Source organism: Pseudomonas sp. LTR0 (assembly GCF_036630035.1).
GTDB classification, from domain to species: Bacteria; Pseudomonadota; Gammaproteobacteria; order Pseudomonadales; family Pseudomonadaceae; genus Aquipseudomonas; species Aquipseudomonas putida_Y.
This window is the reverse complement of the sequence record NZ_CP123734.1, coordinates 36,970-58,008: the sequence shown is the minus strand read 5'-3', so window position 1 is coordinate 58,008 and position 21,039 is coordinate 36,970. Positions and strand designations below refer to the sequence as shown.

Genomic DNA, 21,039 nt, shown 5'->3' with positions numbered 1-21,039 from the left:
GTTCAACGGGAGTATAGACAGCGACCAATGGCACGCAATGACGCCTGTGAAATGAACTTCACGAAATGGCCAGAACGCCTGAAAACCGCGCGCTTGAGAGTTCATGGCAAAATAGTGGCATTCGGTTATGCCAGAGATAGCACACGTTTGCGTGGTTTATAACAAATACGTCTTAGGTATTCTGTATACCGAGCTAATTTAGTGTCTTCCGTTTGAAACGTAATGTCCCTGGAGTTGTCATGAACATCGCTGCTGTACGCGAGCAGGTAAGCCAAGCCCATCAACATGAAGGCCAGACCGGCCAATTGAAACAGCGTCTCGAGTTGCAACTGCCCCACCTGCACCCCTCGATCCAACTGCCTGAGCAGGACGCCCAGGGTACTTTGGCGCGCTTCGTCAGCGCCTACATCGATCAGGTTCCGGAACTGTTGGAGGCCGCCCACGAGGTCGCTCGCGAAGCCGGCATCGAAGCCCAGATCAAACCGGTACTGAAAATTGCCGAGGCCTACTTCCTTCAGCCGCCCAGTGTGATGCAAGGGCATGTGGGCCTGGACTGCCTACTGGATGAGGCCTACCTGGCGCACCGCTTGGTGGAAGAGGTGAATGACTTGTACATCCGCCACTTCCAGCAGCCGTTGATCCCGGTCGACACCACGGTGGCCAACCTGATTGCCCACCAGTTGATTGGCGAAAGCTTTGCCAACCAGCTGGATGAAGTGGTGCACCACTCGGTTGACGAAATGCTCAATGACGAAAGCTTTGCGGTGGAATCGGTGGAGGCTTACCGCGAAAAGCTAAGCAGCCCGGAAACCGGCGCGGCGTGGAAGCGCTGGCCATGCCTGTCGCGCCAGCTGGGTGTGGAGCTGGGTCAGCCGGCCTGATTGTCCTGTCCCGGCCCATTCGCGGGTGAACCCGCTCCTACAACGGCCTGTGCCGAACCACCGAAGCGTGCCCGGTGTAGGAGCGGCCTTGCCCGCGAATGGGCCGGGCCTGCTAACCAATTTCCACCCGCCGTTCACCGCTGCCGCTGCCATCGTATTCGCGGGTGAACCCGCTCCTTACACTGGGGCTAGGCCCCAACCCCCGCCGTGGTCCGCAAGCGCCCCTCGATCCGCCGCTTCAGGCGCCGCTGCTCTATCCGCAACCGTGATCCATTGGCAGAATTGCTGCGGCTCCAGTCCTCCAGCAACTCAAGGCACGAGTGGTCGATATAACTCAGGTTACCCAGCGGGACGTGCAACGTGGTGCCCGCCGGAACGCTATCAAGCACCTGGGTCAACGCCGGCACCTTGAGGAACGTCGCCGCACCGCTGAGCCGCAGCTCCATATGTCCCGGCTTCTCCAGGCTGACCAGGTTGATCTTCAGCCGCGCAGCCTTGAACGCCAGTTTCAGCAAGGTCAGGGCAAAGCCAAGCAGTACCCCAGTCAACAGGTCGGTAAAGATGATCGCCAGCGCCGTCGCCGCATAGGTGAACATCGGCATGCGGCCATAACGGCCTAGCCCACGAAACGCTTTGAAGTCGACCAGCTTGATCCCGGTAAACACCAGCACACCCGCCAGGCTCGCTACCGGTATCTGTTGCAGCACGCTACTAAGCGCCACCACGAACGCCAACAGCCATAGGCCATGGAAAATCGCCGAGGCCCGGGTCTGCGCTCCGGCCTGGACATTGGCCGAACTGCGCACGATCACCCCGGTCATCGGCAAGGCGCCCAGCACCCCGCAAAGCATGTTGCCAATGCCTTGGGCTGAAAGCTCACGGTCAAAATCCGAGCGCTGACCACTGTGCATGCGATCGACCGCTGCAGCCGACAGCAGGGTTTCGGCGCTGGCGATGAAAGCCAGGGCAAAGGCGGCGACCAGCAGAGCAGGGTCAGCCAGTTGCATCAGGTCACCCGGGCGAATCCAGTCAATGGCCTCAGTCAGGTCTGCCGGCACTTGCACGCGGTTTACCGGCAGGACCAGCCACATGCTGATGGCGGTCATGCTTGCCACGCCGAGCAGGGCACCCGGGACAAAGCGCAGCCGCTGCGGCCGAAGGCGCTCCCAACCCCACATGATGGCGATGGTCCCCAGGCCAAGCGCACCGGCCATCCAACCTGAGCCAACACCCTCCTGTGACAGGGCTGCCGCCACGGTTGCCGGGAACTCCAGCAGGTTCTGCAGGCCTGACGGTTGCGGCGCCGTGTCGAACATCACATGCACCTGAGACAGCACGATCAACACGCCAATCCCCGCCAGCATGCCGTACACCACCGCCGGCGCAGTGACGCGGAACCAGCAGCCCAGGCGCAGGCGCCCGGCCAGTAACTGCAGCAAGCCGGCCAACAGCAGGATCGGCCCAAGCATGGCCATGCCGTGCTGGCGTACCAGCTCGAACACCAGTACCGCCAGACCGGCAGCGGGGCCGCTGACCTGTAGCGGCGATCCGGCAAGGAACCCGACGACAATGCCGCCGATAATCCCAGTAATCAGGCCTTTCGCCGGTGGCATGCCCGAGGCGATCGCAATGCCCATGCACAACGGCAGGGCCACCAGGAAGACCACCACCGATGCCAGCAACTCACGCGGCAGGGCCGCTTTCAACTGTGTAATGTTCACCGTGTTTCTCCTTTCTCTAGTCGCACGGCCATTCCCCTGGCCGTGGGCACGTTTGCCCCTGACAAGCGCGCAGGCGCGGGCCGCCAGCGAGCACGCCGGCAGGGCAGTCAGGGAATTCAAGGCAGCCGAAGGCCGCGCCACACCCCTGTAGGGTGCAGCCGGCTATCAAGGTTCTAGCGGCGGACGGGTCGCTTAGTAGCGGCCTCTCGGAGTGGCGCAGGGAACGGGTTCACCAGCGGCCAAGGGCAGGAAGCTGTCGCTGGCGGCGTCGTAGGCTTCGATCTTGCTGGTCTCGATGTCGTACACCCAACCATGAATGAACAGCTCACCGGCCGCCAGGCGCGAAGCCACCGAAGGATGGGTGCGCAAGTGATGCAACTGGGCGATGACGTTCTCTTTGGTCAGCACTTGCATCGTCTCGTGCTCGCTGCCGCAGGAGCAGTTGTTCTCGACCACGGTGCGGGCTACTTCAGCGTGGCGCAACCAGGCGCCAACGGTAGGCATCTTGGTCAGCGACTGCGGGTTGAGTACCGCACGCATGGCGCCGCAGTCGGAGTGGCCACAGATGATGATGTGGTGCACTTTAAGCGCCATTACGGCGTACTCGATGGCGCTGGAAACGCCCCCGTTCATCTGGCCATAAGGCGGTACCACGTTACCCACGTTACGGGTTACGAACAGGTCGCCTGGCGAGCTTTGGGTGATCAGCTCGGGAACGATGCGCGAATCGGCACAGGTGATGAACATGGCGCGTGGTGTTTGCGCGGTGGCGAGCTTCTTGAACAGCTCTTGCTGATCAGGGAAAACATCATGGTGAAAGCGCAGGAAGCCGTCGACGATGTGCTTAAGGGCAGCATCGGCGCTTTCCGCGGGGACCTGCGGTACGACCTTGGATGGGTCCTTGACGGGCATGATTCATCCTCTTGACGGTGTGTAGGTAAATCCATTTTACCGGTGAAAGATTCAGGCTATGCAGGGTTTTAGATGACACGCACGGGCCATAGATCACAGTCGGTGTGGACTTATTACCTACGCTAGCGGGGAAAACTTAACTGAAACTTAATTAGAAGGCTCTAGAACGGGCGTTCCAGAGAAAAAGGCGGGAGTTGGATAATAGCAAAAAAACATCAGTTGCCAATATGTATTAGCGCAATTATTGGTTGTTATTAGTAGCGTTGTGAGCAATGCGCAGCCCTTGTGTGAGCGGGATCAAGTCAGAACAGCGTCATCTGCCCACCCGGCGGGCAGAACGCCGAGCAATCCAGCGCCTGCGCCTCGCGCCCTTCGAAATCCAGCCGCTTCATTGCCTTGGCAAAGCGCTGCGCCAGCAACTCGGCAAACACCCCTTCACCACGCATGCGTACGCCGAACCGGCTGTCATACAGCGCGCCACTGCGGCTCTGGCGGATCAGGCTCAACACATGCGCCGCCCGCTGCGGGTAATGGTCCTGTAACCACTGCTCGAACAACGGCGCCACTTCCAGCGGCAGGCGCAGCATCATGTAGGCCGCACTCTGTGCGCCAGCCTCCCTGGCCGCCTCCAGCAGGCGCTCCAGCTCACTGTCGTTGATCATTGGAATCATTGGCGAACACAAAACACCCACCGGTACGCCCGCTTCACGCAATACTCGGATGGCCCTCAACCTCGCACCGGGTGAGGCCGCTCGGGGTTCGAGCACGCGCTTGAGGCTGTCGTCCAGCGTGGTCAGGCTGATCATCACCCGTGCCAGGCGCTGGCGGGCCATCTCAGCCAGCAGGTCAAGGTCGCGCAGCACCAGTGAACCCTTGGTGACAATGGTCACCGGGTGACGAAAACGCAGTAACACTTCGAGCAAGCGCCGGGTCAGTAACTGTTCCCGCTCAATCGGCTGGTAGGGGTCGGTGTTGGAGCCCAGATTGATCGGCGCGCACACGTAGCCCGGTTTGCTCAATTGCTGTGCCAGCACCTCGGCTGCGTTGGTCTTGGCTATCAGTTTGGTCTCGAAATCCAGGCCGGGAGAAAGGTCCCAGTAGGCGTGCGAGGGGCGGGCATAGCAGTAGATGCAGCCATGCTCGCAGCCACGGTAAGGGTTGATGGAGCGATCGAAAGGGAGGTCGGGTGAAGTGTTGCGGCTGATCACCGACTTGGCTGTCTCAATCCGCACCTCGGTGCCCTGGGTTTGCGGCACTTCCTGGTACCAGCCATCATCTTCCGCCACCGAATGACCAGGGGCAAAGCGGTTGTGTGGGTTGTGCGCCGTGCCACGGCCCTTTTGCGGTGCTGGAGGAATCATGGCTCACCTATATACTGTATTCATATACAGTATCGTGCATGCCGGGATCTTTCCAGCACCTCTGGTCTGACTACTTCAGGCCATGCCAGCTGAGATACGCTGCCTGGCTCGATGGCCGCCCAAGAAACGCCTCGATGCCTTCACGTAACGGGCGCGATGCCCCTGGAGCGAACAGTGCTTCCTGCAGTGCCCGACCCGTGGCTTCGTTCAACAGGCCCTCGGCTTCGAAGCGGGTGAACAAATCGAAGGCATGCACATCCGACCACAGGTAGGCGTAGTAACCAGCATCGTAGCCGTTCACAAGGTGGTCGAAGGCATGCGCCGGATGTTCGAAATCAGCCAGCGGCCAGTAACCACAACGTTCGCGGGCATCACCCAATCGCTGTTCCAAGGACCTGCCATCGTTTGGTGTGCCATGCAGGTCCATGTCGAACAACGCCAGGCACAGATCACTCGCGATCTCCTCCACGCCCTGCTGTCGTAACTGCTGCAGGCACTCATCGGCTTGCTTGCGGGATAGTTGACGGCCGTCCTGCGTGCGCGCCGAGATCGCCACCAGATAGTCCGCGTCCCAGACCCAACGCTCGAACAGCTTGCCGAACAACTCCACACCATCGGTGCCCAGCTCGGTCACGTTGGACATGACGTGGTTCGTCGTACGTACCAGCAGGTGGTGCAAGGCATGGCCGAATTCATGGAAAAGCTTGCGCAGTGACAAATGATCGAGCAACGGCTGTAAACCTGACAGCGCTTGCGGCACATCACTGAACACCACCACCGAGGCTGCCTGGTAGATACCCTCTGCATCGACCCGACGATTCCTTACATAGGTGGTAAACACCGCGTCTGGCTGCTTGCCTGCGTGTTGCACGGCATCCAGATACAGAAAACCAATGAAAGCGCTGTCCTGCCACACCTCGAACGGCTGCACGCTGTCATCCCAAGCAGGCAGCGCTTTGGGCTGCAGCACTACACCAAACAACTTCTGCGCCAATTGCTGCAACGCACTGACAACGGTATTCAGCGGGAAGTAATCGCGCAGCGCTTCGGCAGGAAACTCACTGCGCGAAGCACGCCGCAGGTACTCGAAATCCCAGGGTAGGGGTTGGCCCAGGCCCTGCTCGGCAGCCCCGCGCTCCACCTGCGAACGCCACCGCAACATGGCAGGTCGCACATGATCGGCCAGATCGTGGAGAAAACCGCACACCTGGGCTACCGAACCCGCACTCTTCACCTGCAAGCTCTGCTCCAGATGGCCGGAGTAACCGAGCAGGAGGGCCTTCGCCTCAAGCAACTGCGCCAGTTGCTGCAGATACGTGCCGTTGTCCTGTTGCGGATCATGGCTGACGCCGCGGGCGTGGAAAGCCCGGTACACACGCTCACGGAGCTGGCGGTTGCCAGCATGTTTGAGCACCTCACGAGTAGTCACCGTGTCACACGCAATCAACCACCCCTGCTTACCTGCTTGTTGTGCTCCTGCAGCCAATTCGTCGCGTACCCGCTGTGGTATGCCGCTCAGTTCGGCTTCATCGGTGATATTCAAGCCCGGCCGGTTGATGTTGCTGCGGAACGCCTCGCGTGCGGTGCCAATCTGCGCCTGAAGGTTTGCCAGACGCGCTTTGCCTGCGGAGTCGAGTAACGCGCCGCCAGCGGCGAACTTGTCCAGATGCCAACGCAAGGTGGCGCGCTTCCCGGCATCCAGTTGTTTGCCGATGTCACTGCCGGCCAAGCGTTCATACAGCTCATGCAAGCCAGTGTTGGCGAACTTCTGTTCGAAGCATGCCGTCGCTCTGCCGTAGAAATCGATGATGGCGTTGGCCCAGGCCGTATCCCGGCCGACCAGTGGTGAAGCGGCATACAACACTGCCAGCAGCTGGCTATCCAGCCCATCCACCGCCAGCACCATGTCATCCCAGGTGGGCATGGTTCGTTGATCACGGATGATGCGTTCTACACCGTTCTCGTGTGCCAGCAGCACGTGAGCGAATGCCGCCTGCATGTTTTCGAGGGTGATGGAGGAGTAATCGACGGGGATATGGCTATTTTGCAGAAGAGGGTTGGCCATGACGCACACCTTGCTGGTAGAAATGAGCAAGAGAGCTTGCATGGCCAACGTGCGCCAGGTGGCCTGACTATCTAACACCTGTCCATGCCTGCCCGGGCATTGCACCCGGGCGGCATGACTGTATTACTCAGCCGGCTTTTTCAGCTTCGGATTTGGGAAGAACTGCACGGTCTGCACCTTGGCCGGCGCGGCTTTCGGCGTCAGGTGGTTGACCCGGGTGCCCAGTTCTTTCGGCACCGACAAGCCCTGCTCGTTGAGGGTGTCGGTAAAGCCGCAAGCCACACACTCACGGTGCGGTATGCCGTCTTCGTTCCACATCATCAGCTTGTCGGGCTCGCTGCACGCCGGGCACACGGCACCGGCAATGAAGCGCTTCTTTGTCTTGTTCACAGCTACCTCACTCATGCTGCAGCGTCCTCGGTGAGACCACTGTGGCGCAGCAATGCATCGATGGAAGGCTCACGGCCACGGAAGTCGACGAACAGCTCCATCGGCTCGCGCGAACCACCACGGGCCAGGATCGCCTCGCGGAAGGCGCGGCCGGTCTCGGCGTTCAGCACGCCTTCTTCCTCGAAGCGCGAGAAGGCGTCAGCCGACAGCACTTCGGCCCACTTGTAGCTGTAGTAGCCCGCCGCGTAACCGCCCGCGAAAATGTGCGCAAAGCTGTTGGGGAAGCGGTTGTAAGCCGGCGGGCGCATGACCGACACCTCGTCACGCACACCTTCGAGCACCTGCAATACGCTGCGGCCGTCGCCATGGCTGGCGTGCAGCTCGAAATCGAACAGCGAGAACTCCAGCTGGCGCACCATCATCATGCCCGACTGGAAGTTTTTCGCGGCCAGCATCTTGTCCAGCAGGTCCTGGGGCAGGGCGGCGCCGGTTTCGTAGTGACCCGAAATCAGTGCCAGGCCTTCCGGCTCCCAGCACCAGTTTTCCATGAACTGGCTTGGCAGCTCGACCGCATCCCAGGCCACGCCGTTGATGCCGGACACGCCGGCATGCTCGATGCGGGTCAGCATGTGGTGCAGGCCGTGACCGAACTCGTGGAACAGGGTGGTGACTTCATCGTGGGTCAGCAACGCGGGCTTGCCGGGCGCGGCCGGAGTGAAGTTGCACACCAGGTTGGCCACCGGGCTCTGCAGCTGGCCGCCGACAGTGCGGCGACGGTCACGGGCGCCGTCCATCCAGGCGCCGCCACGCTTGTTGGCGCGGGCGTACAGGTCGAAGAAGAAACGGCCAACGTGCTGACCATTTTCCTTGATCTCGAACAGGCGTACGTCCGGGTGCCAACTGTCGAAGCCTTCAAGCTCGGCGATTTCGATGCCGTACAGGCGCTGCACGATGCTGAACAGGCCGCCCAGCACCTTGTCGATCGGGAAATAGGCGCGCAGGGCTTCCTGCGACACGCTGTAGCGCTGCTCGCGCAGCTTCTCGCCAAAGTAGCCGGCATCCCAGCTGGCCAGCTCGGGGCAGCCTTGTTCGGCAGCGTAGGCCTTGAGCTGTTGCAGGTCCTGGGCAGCGAACGGCTTGGAGCGCTTGGCCAAGTCACGCAGGAAGCTCAGCACCTGGTCGCTGGACTCGGCCATCTTGGTGGCCAGGCTCAGCTCGGCGTAGTTCTTGTAGCCCAGCAGTTCGGCCAGCTCCTGGCGCAGGTCGAGGATTTCGCGCATCACCGGGCCATTGTCGAACTGGCCGGCATTCGGGCCCTGGTCGGAGGCGCGGGTGCAGTAGGCGGCGTATAGCTCTTCGCGCAGGGCGCGGTCACTGGCATAGGTCATCACCGCGTAGTAGCTGGGGAACTCAAGGGTGATCAGCCAGCCGTCCAGGCCCTTGGCCTGGGCTGCAGCGGCCATCTGCGCCTTGGCCGAATCGGTCAGGCCGGCCAGCGCAGCTTCGTCGGTAACATGTTTGGTCCATGCCTGAGTGGCGTCGAGCAGCTGATTGGAGAAACGGCTGCCCAGCTCGCTGAGCTTGCTCTGCACCTCGGCGTAACGCTGCTGCTTGTCCGCTGGCAGGTCGATACCCGACAGGCGGAAGTCACGCAGGGCATGCTCGAGGATAGTCTTTTGCGCCACGTCGAAGCTGGCGGCCTCCGGGCTGTTGATCAGCGCCTGGTAGGCTTCGAACAGCGCGCGGTTCTGGCCCAGTTCGGTAGAGTAGGCACTCAGGGCTGGCAGGCAAGACTCGTAAGCCTCGCGCAGCTCGGCGCTGTTGCACACCGCATTGAGGTGGCTGACCGGGCTCCAGGCCGCGCCCAGGCGGTCGTTCAGTTCGTCCATGGCCAGCACCAGGCCGGCCCATGTAGGGTTCTTGCCCTGCTTTTCTAGGATCTCGGCAATGGCTTTACGGTTGTCGGCCAGGATCGCTTCGATCGCCGGCAACACGTGTTCGGCACGAATTTGCGAGAAGGGCGGCAGATCGTGGGATTGCAGAAGCGGGTTGTTCGCAGTCACGGTTTGGATACCTTGGCAGAAGAAACACTGCCCCATCTTAATTACAATCGACGCCGACCGCAGCAGGCAGCCTGCCTATCGGCACAGATGAGAGACGCTATCATGGCCATTCGCAGCTTCCAGCAACACACTCCGAAAGTTGGGCCCAGGGCCTTCGTCGACCGTTCGGCGGTGGTGCTGGGCGACGTGGAGATCGGTGAAGACAGTTCGGTCTGGCCGTTGACCGTGGTGCGCGGCGACATGCACCGCATCCGCATTGGCGCGCGCACCAGCGTGCAGGACGGCAGCGTGCTGCACATTACCCACGCCGGGCCTTTCAACCCGGACGGTTTCCCGCTGATCATCGGCGACGAAGTGACCATCGGGCACAAAGTGATGCTGCATGGCTGCACCTTGGGCAACCGCATCCTGGTGGGCATGGGCAGCACCATCATGGACGGTGCCATCGTCGAGGACGAAGTGATCATCGGCGCTGGCAGCCTGGTGCCGCCGGGCAAACGCCTGGTCAGTGGCTACCTGTACATGGGTAGCCCGGTGAAACAGGCCCGGCTGCTGAATGACAAGGAGCGCGCATTTTTCTCCTACAGCGCCGGCAACTACGTGAAGCTCAAGGACCAACACCTGGCCGAAGGCTACGATCAACCTGAATGACCGCATTCGCGGGCGCGCCCGCTCCCACGGGTTCAGTGGAGCCATCAAGGCCTGCGCTGTACCTGTGAGAGCGGGCATGCCCGCGAAGAAGGCCACGCAGCTCTCAAGTGGAACCCTGTACATGCACCAGCAAAACATCCTCTTCGACCTCGACGGCACCCTGACCGACCCACGCCTGGGCATCACTCGCTCGATCCAGTACGCCCTGGCCAAGCTGGGCATCGATGAACCGGACCTGGCCCGCCTCGAACACTTCATCGGCCCACCCCTGCTGCAGGCTTTCATGCAGTTCTACAACTTCGACGAAGCCAAGGCCTGGGATGCGGTGAACTTCTACCGGGAGCGCTTCCGCGTGACCGGGCTGTACGAAAACCTGGTGTTCGCTGGCGTCCCCGAATTGCTCGAAGCCCTGAACGGCCAGGGCCGCACGCTGTACATTGCCACGTCAAAACCGTGGGAGTTCGCCCGCGAAATCGCCCGGCACTTCGCCTTCGATCATCACTTCAAGGTGATCTACGGCAGTGAGCTGGACGGCACGCGCACCAACAAGGTCGAGCTAATTCGCCATTTGCTGGATGAAGAAGGGCTGGACCCTGCACAGACGCTGATGATCGGTGACCGCAAGCATGACCTGATCGGCGCGCGCAGCAACGGGCTGCAGGCAGTAGCGGTGGGGTACGGGTTTGGCAGCCGGGAAGAGTTGATGGCAGAGGAGCCTGCCTTCCACTTTGCCACCTTGGCCGAGATGCATCAGGCATTCCTCAAGGCGTGACGGCCCTGGGGGCTGCCTTGCGGCCCCCTGGATCTTACCGGCCAGCCATCAACCCCTGTAGCGCTGCCTTTCTCTCATCAATGGGCAAACGCCCCAATTGCTCGACTCGCTCATAAAACCGGGCCCAGTCACCATCAACCTCATGGAACAGCGCGGCAAACGCCGGCACCCACTGGTCATACAGCCCGAACGGCAACAACTTGGCATTATTCATCGGCCCATGCATCCAGGCGTCATAGCGTTTGTCCCCACCCCATTGGCCATCACGCAACTGCCGGTATTCCTGCCTTAACCGGTCGAACTCCGCCCGCTTGGCCAGCCGCTTGTGCGCATCATCCAAAGGCCCGTCATAAATGGCCTGCAATCGCTCACGACAGGCCAGCACCAGGCGGATGAACTGGTCACGCTGCTGCTGCCTCTGCCCTGCGCCAACCGCTGCCAGCCCGCGCGCCGCCCGCCATTGCCGCGTGCCCTCCTGCTCGACGAACGAGGCGAAGGATTCATTGAATTCGGTATCGTCCTGCACGTAGAAGCGCTGGTGGGCCAGTTCATGGAAGATCAACGTAGCCAGGCGCTCATCGCCCCAGCCCACCATCGACGACAGAATCGGGTCATCGAACCAACCCAGGGTCGAATAAGCTTCCACGCCCCCGACGTAAACATCCAGGCCATCCTGGCGCATCAACGCCGCCGCGCCCCGCGCCGCGCCTTGCTGGTAGTAGCCGCGGTACGCCACGCACCCTGCTATCGGAAAGCAGTGCGTTACCGGTTGCAACGACAACTCGGGCGTGGCGAACACATTCCACACCACGTAGGGGCGGCCAAGGTCGGCGTATACCCGGTAGCTGCGGTTGTCTGGCAGTTTCAATTGCTGGCTGGCAAACACCCGCGCCTGTTCGGCCTGTTGCAGGTGCGCGCGCAAAGGTGCAGGGGTAGCAGGGTCGGCCAATACCTGCTCTACAGGCTGCCGCGCCCGCAGCAACTGCCACTGGCCCTCGGCCAGCTGCCCATAGTAGGCGACATTGCTGCAACCGTTCAGCAGGAGCGCCGCAAGCAGCGGAACCAAACGGGTGAAAATGCGGTCGAGTGCCCCAAGGCCTGAGCGCTGCATAAGAAAAAGTCGAAGCATCCGGTACTGTCTGACTCGCTCAAGACCATTTCGCTCCAAGACTATCTCGCCAAGGGGGAGTTTCGCCATGCGTGCATTGTTGGTCGCCGGCTCACTGTTGTTGATCTCTGCCTGTTCAACATTGCCAGACCCAGACCCGAATCAGGCGTGGGTCGACCTCACGCGCTACGACAACACCTCGCTGTACGCCGTGCAGGTAGATGAGCGTGACTGGGCTGACAGCCGCTATTTCGAGGTTCAACCCGGCAGCCACGAACTGACCGTGCGCTATCAGTTTCCGGTTAATCCCAGCAATATCGGCCCCGTCAATGAGCCACTATGGCGCGATTGCCAGGTCAAGCTGACCTTCAAGGACTTCAGCGCCGGGCAGCGTTATCAACTGCAGGCTGGCAGCATTGGCTTCCGCCCTTGGATAAAACTCTACGACCACCAGCAAAAACTGCTGGGTCAAGGGCTGCCGGCGGGTTGTCAGCGCACCTGAACCGCACAAACGGCGCTATGCTTGTTACTTGTAAATCGCAAGTGGGAGTTTCGCCATGCGCCAGCCCATGATGCTGATCGCCCTCAGTACACTGGGGGCTTGCGCCAGCCCCTTGCCGCCAGTCGACCCGAAGCAGGCGTGGGTCGACCTGTACACCATGACTCCCGGCCGGGTGATCATGGCCGACCGCCTCGATGGCAAGCGCCTGGAGGATGGCCGTTACTTTCAGGTGACGCCGGGCAAGCACGAACTGGTGGTGCGCTTTGATTATGAAATCTACTCGGGCGGCATCATGTCAGAACCCAGGGACCGAACCTGTTACCTGACCGTACGCTTTGACAACTTCAAGGCCGGCGAGCGCTATCGCCTGGAGGCGCGAGCGCCAGTGATGGAGCCGCAGGTGCTGCTGTATGACGCCAACCGCAAGGTGGTGGTGAACGAGCCTAGCGAGGTGTTCTGCATACCGTGAATTCGGGGCTGCATTGCAGCCCCGAGCTCTGATGCTTATCGATCGTTCTTCTGGTAGATAATCTTCTTCGTCCCGCCATCGCAGGTCCCGACGACCATGTTCTGGTCCTCGACCTCGCTGTTGGGCACGATCTCCAGCGTGTAGGACGTAACCCCTTGGGCCTGGATCTTGGCCTCGATCTCGGCTTTCAGCTCCTCGCATGGCTTGACGGCCGCCAGCGCAGACGTGGCGACAAGGGTAGCCAACACAGCGATAGCTACGCGAATCATGGAACGGCTCCTGGAAAGGGCAGTGGCGCTGCCGACGTTCTTTAGACTACAGCAAACCACTACCGTTGCACCGCTTCACCCCACCAACGCGGCATCCAGGCTGATCTTCGCATTCAAAACCTTGGACACCGGGCAGCCTTCCTTCGCCTTGCTGGCAATCTCCAGGAATAGAGCCTCGCTGGCCCCGGGTACCTTGGCCCTGAGCACCAGGTGCACGGCAGTAATGGCAAAACCGTCCACTTGCTTGTCGAGCGTCACCTCTGCAGCCGTGTCGATCCGCTCTGCGGTAAGCCCCGCCTCGCCGAGCATCATTGATAGCGCCATCGAGAAACAACCGGCATGCGCCGCGCCGATCAGCTCCTCCGGGTTGGTACCGGGTGTGCCCTCGAAACGTGTATTGAAGCCATAAGGGTTCTGCTTGAGTGCGCCGCTTTCGGTAGAAAGCAGACCTTTCCCATCCTTCAGGCCACCTTGCCAGATCGCCGATGCTGTCTTTTTCATGATGCCTCCTGATCACTGGGTTGCTTGCCTACGGTTCAGAGGCCCGCCGCCTGCCGCAAGTTCAGAGCAATATGCTTGCAGGCATTGAATCCAACGAATGCGCCCATACAGAATCAAAAAGGCCTCTGGCCAATCATTCTTGCGGAGGCTCCATGACGCAGCTGCGTGACCTGAAGATTTCTACCCTGGACCTGGTGCCCGTGCGCGCCGACGCCGGCCCCGCGCAATCGCTGCGCAACTCGCTGGACCTGGCGCAGCATGTCGAGCGCTTTGGCTATAACCGTTTTTGGGTGGCCGAGCACCACAACATGGACGGCATCGCCAGTTCGGCGACTTCGGTGCTGATCGGCTACCTGGCCGGTGGGACCTCACGTATTCGCGTGGGCTCTGGCGGGGTAATGCTGCCCAACCATGCGCCGCTGGTAATTGCCGAGCAGTTCGGCACCTTGGCCAGCCTGTATCCGGGGCGTATCGACCTTGGCTTGGGCCGTGCGCCGGGTTCGGACCAAATGACCGCCTATGCCCTGCGACGCGAGCGCGCTGGCAGCCCGGATGACTTCCCGGACGATGTCGAGGAGCTTTCGCGCTACCTCGGGCCACGCACCGATGATCAAAAAGTGATCGCCGTACCCGGGCACGACACCGACGTGCCAATGTGGTTGCTGGGATCCAGCCTGTTCAGCGCCCAGCTGGCCGGCATGCGCGGCATGCCCTACGCCTTCGCCTCGCATTTCGCACCACGCTACATGCACGAGGCGATTCGCGTATATCGCAACCATTTCAGGCCCTCGACCACGCTGGATAAGCCGTATGTGATGCTGGGCATACCCATGGTGGTGGCGCAGACCGACGAGAAGGCCGAATACCTGGCAACCTCGGTCTACCAACGCATCCTGGCGCTGATTCGCGGACAGAGCCTGATGCAGAAGCCACCCGTGGAGAGCATGGATGGGCTGTGGTTGCCCCATGAGCGAGAGACGGTGGGCAGCTTCCTGGGGTTGGCCATGATTGGCAGCCCGCAGAAGGTAAAGGCCAAGGTAGAAGTGCTAATGGACCAGACGGGTGCGGATGAACTGATCTTTACCTGTGACTTGTATGAACATGCGGACCGCATTCGGTCATATGAGCTGATGGCGCAGGCCCTCAAGACCGAGTGACCCTCGTCGCGGGCTCGCCCGTTTCCACAGGTTGACTGAAGCCTTCAAGGCCTGCGCTGTACCTGTGGGAGCGGGCAAGCCCGCGAATGAGCGGGGCCATCAGCCGCGGCGGTACACAATCTCCTTGGTGCCGGCCTCGCAGCTACCAATGACCTTGCCCGCCGGCTCGCCTTTTTTGACGATCTCCAGCTTGTAGCCAGTGACGCCCTTGGCATCCAGCTTGGCCGCAATTTCCGCCTTCAACTCCTCGCACGGTTTGCCCGCTGCCAGCGCACCACCGGCCAGGGTCATCAGGCCCAGCGCCAGAATCAGTTTTTTCATCACTCGCTTTCCTTGTGCAGATGAAATCAGAAGGGGACCCCACCAAGGCGCCCCGTTCCTGAATACCTCATCACGCCGAGATCATGCAGCCCGACGCTATATCAGCTATTGGCGATACGGAAGCCGACCTTCAGCGTGACCTGGAAGTGCGCCGCCTTGTTGTCACGGATATGGCCACGGGTATCGACCACTTCGAACCATTCCAGGTGCTTGATGCTTTTGCCGGCTTCAGCCAGAGCATTGTTGATGGCGTCTTCGATACTGGTGGGCGAAGACCCTACCAGTTCGATTTTCTTGTAGGTGTGATGATCGGTCATGAGTGCTCTCCATGGGTGACAGTGAGTTTCAGCCTAGCAGCGCAGGCCTGGTTTACCTGCGAGCAGTCACTGTCAGCGAAAGTTCGATCGCACTTTCTCGCAGGCCAAGGGTCGCAAACCTTAGAGCCCATACTGCAAAGGAGAGTCAACATGCACCGTAACTCGCTGCGTAAAACGTCCCTGGAAAGCATGGAAGCAGAGATCGAGAGCCTTCTGAAAAGCTTGGAAAACCTCAAGCATGATGCGTCGGAAGAGTCCCAGAAGTCGGTGAAGGCAATCCGCAGCAACGCTGAAAGCGCACTGCGTCATTCGCGCAGCCTACTGAGCGATGCGTACGAGGAAGTGAAGCAGCGCACCCGCCAGACCGGCATAGCCACCCGGGACTACGCCCAGGAACACCCCTACACAACCGCTGGTGTGGCCATTGGTGCGTTGGGCCTGCTGGCGGCCTACCTGATGTGCAAGCGAAACTAAGCGCCCTGCCGCGCAAGTTCCGCCCGTAACCACTGCGCCAACTGCTCGGCGCGCCCGTCTGCGGCGCGCCGTGGCACCCACAATGCCAGCGCCGCCTGGGTAGGTGAAAACCCCCACGGCGCACTCAAACGGCCCGCCCGCAGGTCATCGGCGACCAGTGGCTGCGGTGCAATCGCAACGCCCAATCCGGCCACGGCAGCTTCCAGCAGGTAATACAGGTGCTCGAAGGCCTGGCCATAGTGAATGGCCGCCGGGTCCAGGCCCTGTTGCACCGCCCAGGTCGGCCAGGCTTGCGGGCGTGAAGTGGTGTGCAGCAAGGCTTCGCCCAGCAGTGCCTGGGCGGGCGCCCCCCGCAAGCGCTGGAAGCCTGCGAAATGCGGGCTGAGCACCGGTCCGATACATTCCTCGGCCAGCACATGCACCTGCATATCCGCCGGCCACGGTGGCTCGGCATACACCAGCAACGCATCCAGCCCAGGCCGCCGCGGGTCAAGGTCGCCCTCACCCGCCGACAGATGCAAGCGCAGCTCAGGCAAATCCGCCTGCAACCGCCCCAGCCGCGGGATAAACCAGCGTGCCAGCAGGCTGCCCGAGCAGCCCAGCACGAACGGCGCCTCGCTCACATCACGGCTGAGTTCGGAACACACGCTGCGCAGCCGGTCGAAGGCCTCACCGCTGGCATCGCGCAGACGAACGCCTGCATCTGTGAGTTTGATGCCGCGCCCGTCCTTGACGAACAGGGCGACGCCCAGATGCTCCTCAAGCACCTTGATCTGCCGGCTGACGGCGCCGTGGGTGACGTGCAGCGCTTCAGCTGCCTGGCTGACACTGTTCAGCCTGGCTGTAGCCTCGAAGGCACGCAGGGCATTGAGGGGAGGGAGGTCGTGGGCCATTTTACCTGTGAGTTTTTCTGACAAGTTTGCGCAATCTTATCGGTTTTCAGCCGAGCTTGCCGTGGTTAGAGTAAAGCCCATCACTCATTCACTACGCCTTGGAGCGCCCCATGTCCCAGTCCCAATACCGCCCCGGCCCCGACGCCAATGGCCTGTTCGGCTCGTTTGGCGGCCGCTATGTGGCCGAAACCCTGATGCCACTGGTGCTGGACCTGGCCCGCGAATACGAAGCTGCCAAGGCAGACCCCAAGTTCCTTGAAGAGCTGGCGTACTTCCAGCGCGACTACATCGGCCGCCCTAACCCGCTGTACTTCGCCGAGCGCCTGACCGAGCATTGCGGCGGGGCGAAGATTTTCTTCAAGCGTGAAGAGCTCAACCATACCGGCGCGCACAAGGTGAACAACTGCATCGGCCAGGTGCTGCTGGCCAAGCGCATGGGCAAAAAGCGCCTGATCGCCGAAACCGGCGCCGGCATGCACGGTGTCGCCACCGCCACCGTCGCCGCGCGCTTCGGCCTGCCTTGCGTGATCTACATGGGCGCTACCGACATCGAGCGCCAGCAGGCGAACGTGTTCCGCATGAAACTGCTGGGCGCCGAGATCGTGCCGGTTACCGCCGGCACCGGCACCCTGAAAGACGCCATGAACGAAGCCCTGCGTGACTGGGTTACCAACGTCGAAGACACCTTCTACCTGATCGGCACTGTGGCTGGCCCACACCCGTACCCCGCCATGGTCCGCGATTTCCAGTCGATCATCGGCAAAGAGACCCGTGCCCAGTTGCAAGAGAAGGAAGGCCGCCTGCCTGATAGCCTGGTTGCCTGCGTCGGCGGTGGCTCCAATGCCATGGGCCTGTTCCATGAATTCCTCGAAGAGCCAAGCGTGCAGATCATCGGCGTTGAAGCCGGTGGCCATGGCGTACACACCGACAAGCACGCCGCCAGCCTGAACGGCGGCGTACCGGGCGTGTTGCACGGCAATCGCACCTACCTGTTGCAGGACCAAGACGGCCAGATCACCGATGCCCACTCTATTTCCGCAGGCCTGGACTACCCGGGCATCGGCCCGGAGCACGCCTATCTGCATGAGGTAAAGCGCGTCGAGTACGTCAGCATCACCGACGACGAAGCATTGGATGCGTTCCACGCAACCTGCCGTCTGGAAGGCATCATCCCAGCCCTGGAAAGCTCCCACGCCTTGGCCGAAGCGATCAAGCGCGCACCGAAGCTGCCCAAGGACCACCTGATGGTCGTGTGCCTGTCGGGCCGCGGCGACAAAGACATGCAAACCGTCATGAACCACATGGCCGCCCAGGAGAAACAGGCATGAGCCGTCTTGAACAACGCTTCGCCGAGCTGAAGGCCGAAGGCCGCTCGGCACTGGTCACCTTCGTCACAGCTGGCGACCCGGGCTACGACGCCTCGCTGCAGATCCTCAAGGGCCTGCCGGCTGCTGGCGCCGACGTGATCGAGCTGGGCATGCCGTTCACCGACCCGATGGCCGATGGCGTGGCCATCCAGCTGGCCACCCTGCGCGCCCTTGAAGCTGGCCAGACCTTGGCCAAGACCCTGCAGATGGTTCGCGAATTCCGTGTGGATAACCAGACCACGCCAATCGTGCTGATGGGCTACTACAACCCTATCCACCGCTTTGGTGTGGACACGTTCGTGACTGAAGCCAAGGCAGCGGGCGTCGATGGCCTGATCATCGTCGACCTTCCGCCAGAGCACGACGCCGAACTGGCTACCCCGGCCCAGGCCGCAGGCATCGACTTCATCCGCCTGACCACCCCGACCACCGACGACGCGCGCCTGCCGCGCGTGCTGGAGCGCAGCTCCGGGTTCGTCTACTACGTGTCGGTGGCCGGCGTGACCGGTGCCGGTTCGGCGACCACCGAGCATGTGACCGAAGCCATTGCCCGCCTGCGCCGGCATACCGATCTGCCGATCAGCGTTGGCTTCGGCATTCGCACGCCGGAACAGGCTGCGAACATTGCCCGCCTGGCGGATGGTGTGGTGGTGGGCTCGGCACTGGTCGACAAGATTGCCCAGGCCAAAAGCGCCGATCAGGCGGTGACCGATGTATTGAGCCTGTGCTCGGCATTGGCTGAAGGGGTGCGCGGCGCGCGCCGCTAAACCGCGTCGTCTGCTTCGCGGGTAAACCCGCTCCTACGGAACCAGCGCCACCCTCTGGCTCTGCGATAGCGTATAGGAGCGGGTTAACCCACGAAGCGGCCAGCACAGGCTACTCCCGCCTAGCCCCCAAAAATCGACAGATTCAATGGCCGCACGGCCCCCATCCAGATCGCATGATCCCGGTGATCCGCCAGTTCATCCCCGGTTTCCGGATGCATGAATACCACCAGGCCCTTGCGGTACAGCGCCAACCAAGGCAAAACCACCCCCACCACTTCCGGCCCGAACGCCAGCTGGCAACTCCAGTCCGGATGCGGCCCAACCGGTTTCTGGTGCATGCGCCCCATGGTCACGGGAAACAGCCGAGCCGCCTCCTCGCACAGTTCCCGGGCCTGCTCCATGGTGGCTGCGTCGTAATAAACGTGGGCGTGGTAACCCTTGATCCTCTGCACGATAACTCCTGATTGCGGTCCAACCATCACCACCTGTACACGGAGTGATGCAGTGAAAAACGCCGAAACCCCAGTATTCAAACTGGTCCTGTTCGGGCCTGAAAGCAGCTTGGGCAATGCCCTGGTGGCCGAACTGCTATCGCGCCAACACGAAGTCACCGCCGTGGTGGATGACCTCAACCGCCACACCGCCCGCCCCGGCCTGCACTTCAAGATAGGCGGGCTGAACAGTGCCGACCAGGCGGAGCAGGGCGCGGCAGGCGGTTCAGCGGTAATCGCCCTTTTATCGACGCTGGCGTCAGGTGACCTGCCGGGGCAAGCACGCCTGAGCGAAGCGCTGGTGGCGGGGCTTGAGCGTACGACTATACGCCGGCTATTGCTGGTGGGCGATTTCGCTGTGCTGGACGAGCCGAACAAGTACAGCCCAGCAGAGCGGGAGAGCGTGGATCAGGTAGTTGATGGGTTGCAGCGCAGCGCGCTGCGCTGGACCTTGATCAATACCCCGCAGCCGCTGCCGGACGCGGCGTGGGCGCGTGTGGCGGCGGGGATCGTGGATATGCTGGAGCTGGACCTGCACCGGGGCGAGCATCTTAACTTCGTGGTCTAGATGACCGCGCAGCCTCGGGGCTCAGCGGTTGCGCTCCTGCTCCAACCAATCCACGAACCGCTCGATCAACGCTCCACGCCGCTTGCGCGGTGGCAACACCGCGTAATAGCCGCGTTGCGAACGCAAGCTCCCCTCCAGCGGCCGACACAGCAACCCTTGCTCCACCAACCCATCCACCAGGTGCCCCCAGCCAATCGCCACTCCTTGCCCGGCAATCGCTGCCTGAATCAGCAAGGTATAGTTATCAAACCGCAACTGCCCCGCCGGCGGTGGGCTGGTCACACCAAACCCGCGAAATACCCCCGCCCAGTCAAACCAGCGGCTGGCCTGCTCGCCCTTCAAATGCAGCAGCGGCAATCGTTGCAAGGCCACAGCTGACAAGGCTTTGCCATGAATCAGACGGGGGCTGCACACCGGGAACACTTCCTCATCGAATAGCCAACGGCTTTCTCCTTGGTGAAAGCGTCCATCGCCAAACAGCACCGCCACATCGATGTCCGGGCGCAACATGCCCTGGCTGCGCTCACCCGTCACCAGGCTCACATCCACCTGTGGATAAGCCTCATGAAAGCGTTGCAGCCTTGGCATCAACCAGAACGCCGCAAAGGCAAAGTCGGTGGCCACCTGCAGCACTTCATGCTGGCCACGCCCGCTGGCCTGGGCGATACCGTCATCCATGGCCTGCAGCCCCTGTTGCACCTGTTCGAACAGCACCTGGCCAGCCTCGGTCAGCTCGATGCCCCGGTAAATGCGGTCAAACAAGCGCGTGCCCAACTGTGCCTCCAGGCGCTTCACCTGCTGGCTCACTGCCGGCTGCGTGGTACCCAACTCCAGCGCCGCAGCGGTAAAGCCACGCAGGCGCGCAGCAGCCTCGAATACACGCAAGGTATCCAGCGACAACCCGGCAAGGTGGTCAAACATAAGCGTAGCTAATCCCAGTCATTGCCCGCCATGGGCTTTACCCATGTTATCCACAGTCGCATCTTGGTAGGCAAGCGGTTCGCATAACCCTCAACGAT

24 protein-coding genes are annotated in these 21,039 nt (G+C 61.6%); 10 read left to right on the top strand and 14 right to left on the bottom strand.

Going from position 1 to position 21,039, the window contains the following annotated elements; all coding sequences use genetic code 11:
• The first annotated feature begins 239 nt into the window (after window positions 1-239).
• Entirely contained in the window at window positions 240-881 is a 642-nt protein-coding gene (locus QCL51_RS00280) for a hypothetical protein (RefSeq protein WP_028697691.1), read from the top strand.
• A gap of 188 nt (window positions 882-1,069) precedes the next feature.
• Here the strand turns inward: QCL51_RS00280 and QCL51_RS00275 are convergent, their stop codons facing one another.
• The 6 genes from QCL51_RS00275 to prlC all read right to left on the bottom strand — a co-directional run bounded on the left by QCL51_RS00275 (window position 1,070) and on the right by prlC (window position 9,429).
• The gene (locus QCL51_RS00275; RefSeq protein ID WP_021784581.1) at window positions 1,070-2,602 is read right to left on the bottom strand and encodes a SulP family inorganic anion transporter; all 1,533 of its coding nucleotides are present in this window, start codon (window positions 2,600-2,602) and stop codon (window positions 1,070-1,072) included.
• A 192-nt stretch (window positions 2,603-2,794) separates the two neighbouring features.
• Entirely contained in the window at window positions 2,795-3,514 is a 720-nt protein-coding gene (locus QCL51_RS00270; RefSeq protein ID WP_003253046.1) for a carbonic anhydrase, read from the bottom strand.
• A 302-nt stretch (window positions 3,515-3,816) separates the two neighbouring features.
• On the bottom strand, window positions 3,817-4,875 hold the full coding sequence (locus QCL51_RS00265; protein ID WP_021784580.1) for a PA0069 family radical SAM protein: 1,059 nt from the start codon (window positions 4,873-4,875) through the stop codon (window positions 3,817-3,819).
• Between the two features lie 70 nt (window positions 4,876-4,945).
• Complete coding sequence (locus QCL51_RS00260) at window positions 4,946-6,940, bottom strand: M3 family metallopeptidase (RefSeq protein WP_338444492.1); 1,995 nt, start codon at window positions 6,938-6,940, stop codon at window positions 4,946-4,948.
• A gap of 123 nt (window positions 6,941-7,063) precedes the next feature.
• Window positions 7,064-7,345, bottom strand: a complete 282-nt coding sequence (locus QCL51_RS00255; RefSeq protein ID WP_135192423.1) for a YheV family putative zinc ribbon protein — start codon at window positions 7,343-7,345, stop codon at window positions 7,064-7,066.
• Window positions 7,342-9,429 (bottom strand): oligopeptidase A, encoded by a 2,088-nt coding sequence (prlC, locus tag QCL51_RS00250; RefSeq protein WP_021784578.1) that lies wholly within the window; start codon window positions 9,427-9,429, stop codon window positions 7,342-7,344. Before prlC ends, QCL51_RS00255 begins: the two co-directional genes overlap by 4 nt.
• 66 nt (window positions 9,430-9,495) lie before the next feature.
• Here prlC and QCL51_RS00245 point away from each other — a divergent pair, with 66 nt between their 5' ends.
• Window positions 9,496-10,044 carry a gamma carbonic anhydrase family protein gene (locus QCL51_RS00245; protein ID WP_004575263.1) on the top strand — a complete coding sequence of 183 codons (549 nt, stop codon included), beginning with the start codon at window positions 9,496-9,498 and terminating at the stop codon, window positions 10,042-10,044.
• A gap of 121 nt (window positions 10,045-10,165) precedes the next feature.
• A complete protein-coding gene (locus QCL51_RS00240; protein WP_021784576.1) occupies window positions 10,166-10,816 on the top strand; it encodes an HAD family hydrolase in 651 nt (216 codons plus the stop codon).
• Window positions 10,817-10,850: 34 nt separating this feature from the next.
• On the opposite strand, the gene QCL51_RS00235 is transcribed toward QCL51_RS00240, so the two are convergent.
• Entirely contained in the window at window positions 10,851-11,927 is a 1,077-nt protein-coding gene (locus QCL51_RS00235; RefSeq protein ID WP_325949716.1) for an aminopeptidase, read from the bottom strand.
• Window positions 11,928-12,012: 85 nt separating this feature from the next.
• Here QCL51_RS00235 and QCL51_RS00230 point away from each other — a divergent pair, with 85 nt between their 5' ends.
• Window positions 12,013-12,426, top strand: a complete 414-nt coding sequence (locus tag QCL51_RS00230; protein WP_103443609.1) for a hypothetical protein — start codon at window positions 12,013-12,015, stop codon at window positions 12,424-12,426.
• Window positions 12,427-12,481: 55 nt separating this feature from the next.
• Window positions 12,482-12,895, top strand: coding sequence for a hypothetical protein (locus tag QCL51_RS00225; RefSeq protein WP_021784573.1), 414 nt, complete (start codon window positions 12,482-12,484; stop codon window positions 12,893-12,895).
• A gap of 35 nt (window positions 12,896-12,930) precedes the next feature.
• Here QCL51_RS00225 and QCL51_RS00220 read toward each other — a convergent pair whose 3' ends face one another.
• Entirely contained in the window at window positions 12,931-13,164 is a 234-nt protein-coding gene (locus tag QCL51_RS00220; protein ID WP_021784572.1) for a DUF1161 domain-containing protein, read from the bottom strand.
• 75 nt (window positions 13,165-13,239) lie between these two features.
• A complete protein-coding gene (locus QCL51_RS00215; protein WP_103443611.1) occupies window positions 13,240-13,665 on the bottom strand; it encodes an OsmC family protein in 426 nt (141 codons plus the stop codon).
• Window positions 13,666-13,817: 152 nt separating this feature from the next.
• Here QCL51_RS00215 and QCL51_RS00210 point away from each other — a divergent pair, with 152 nt between their 5' ends.
• The gene (locus QCL51_RS00210) at window positions 13,818-14,822 is read left to right on the top strand and encodes an LLM class flavin-dependent oxidoreductase (RefSeq protein WP_338444487.1); all 1,005 of its coding nucleotides are present in this window, start codon (window positions 13,818-13,820) and stop codon (window positions 14,820-14,822) included.
• 99 nt (window positions 14,823-14,921) lie between these two features.
• Here QCL51_RS00210 and QCL51_RS00205 read toward each other — a convergent pair whose 3' ends face one another.
• The gene (locus tag QCL51_RS00205) at window positions 14,922-15,143 is read right to left on the bottom strand and encodes a DUF1161 domain-containing protein (RefSeq protein ID WP_021784569.1); all 222 of its coding nucleotides are present in this window, start codon (window positions 15,141-15,143) and stop codon (window positions 14,922-14,924) included.
• A gap of 101 nt (window positions 15,144-15,244) precedes the next feature.
• On the bottom strand, window positions 15,245-15,460 hold the full coding sequence (locus QCL51_RS00200; protein ID WP_012269893.1) for a dodecin: 216 nt from the start codon (window positions 15,458-15,460) through the stop codon (window positions 15,245-15,247).
• Window positions 15,461-15,610: 150 nt separating this feature from the next.
• On the opposite strand from QCL51_RS00200, the gene QCL51_RS00195 reads away from it, so the two are divergent.
• Entirely contained in the window at window positions 15,611-15,934 is a 324-nt protein-coding gene (locus tag QCL51_RS00195) for a DUF883 family protein (RefSeq protein ID WP_016712811.1), read from the top strand.
• Here QCL51_RS00195 and QCL51_RS00190 read toward each other — a convergent pair.
• Complete coding sequence (locus tag QCL51_RS00190; protein WP_021784568.1) at window positions 15,931-16,827, bottom strand: LysR family transcriptional regulator; 897 nt, start codon at window positions 16,825-16,827, stop codon at window positions 15,931-15,933. The genes QCL51_RS00195 and QCL51_RS00190 overlap by 4 nt on opposite strands.
• A gap of 110 nt (window positions 16,828-16,937) precedes the next feature.
• Here QCL51_RS00190 and trpB point away from each other — a divergent pair, with 110 nt between their 5' ends.
• Window positions 16,938-18,155: a tryptophan synthase subunit beta gene (trpB, locus tag QCL51_RS00185; protein WP_021784567.1), complete on the top strand. Its 1,218-nt coding sequence runs from the start codon at window positions 16,938-16,940 to the stop codon at window positions 18,153-18,155.
• Window positions 18,152-18,961 (top strand): tryptophan synthase subunit alpha, encoded by an 810-nt coding sequence (trpA, locus tag QCL51_RS00180; RefSeq protein WP_021784566.1) that lies wholly within the window; start codon window positions 18,152-18,154, stop codon window positions 18,959-18,961. Before trpB ends, trpA begins: the two co-directional genes overlap by 4 nt.
• A 119-nt stretch (window positions 18,962-19,080) precedes the next feature.
• On the opposite strand, the gene QCL51_RS00175 is transcribed toward trpA, so the two are convergent.
• Complete coding sequence (locus tag QCL51_RS00175; protein WP_003253084.1) at window positions 19,081-19,413, bottom strand: DOPA 4,5-dioxygenase family protein; 333 nt, start codon at window positions 19,411-19,413, stop codon at window positions 19,081-19,083.
• A 52-nt stretch (window positions 19,414-19,465) separates the two neighbouring features.
• Between QCL51_RS00175 and QCL51_RS00170 the strand changes: the two genes are divergently transcribed.
• A complete protein-coding gene (locus tag QCL51_RS00170; RefSeq protein ID WP_021784565.1) occupies window positions 19,466-20,020 on the top strand; it encodes an NAD(P)H-binding protein in 555 nt (184 codons plus the stop codon).
• A gap of 21 nt (window positions 20,021-20,041) precedes the next feature.
• Here the strand turns inward: QCL51_RS00170 and QCL51_RS00165 are convergent, their stop codons facing one another.
• Window positions 20,042-20,941 (bottom strand): LysR family transcriptional regulator, encoded by a 900-nt coding sequence (locus tag QCL51_RS00165; protein ID WP_053870428.1) that lies wholly within the window; start codon window positions 20,939-20,941, stop codon window positions 20,042-20,044.
• Window positions 20,942-21,039: the final 98 nt, after the last annotated feature.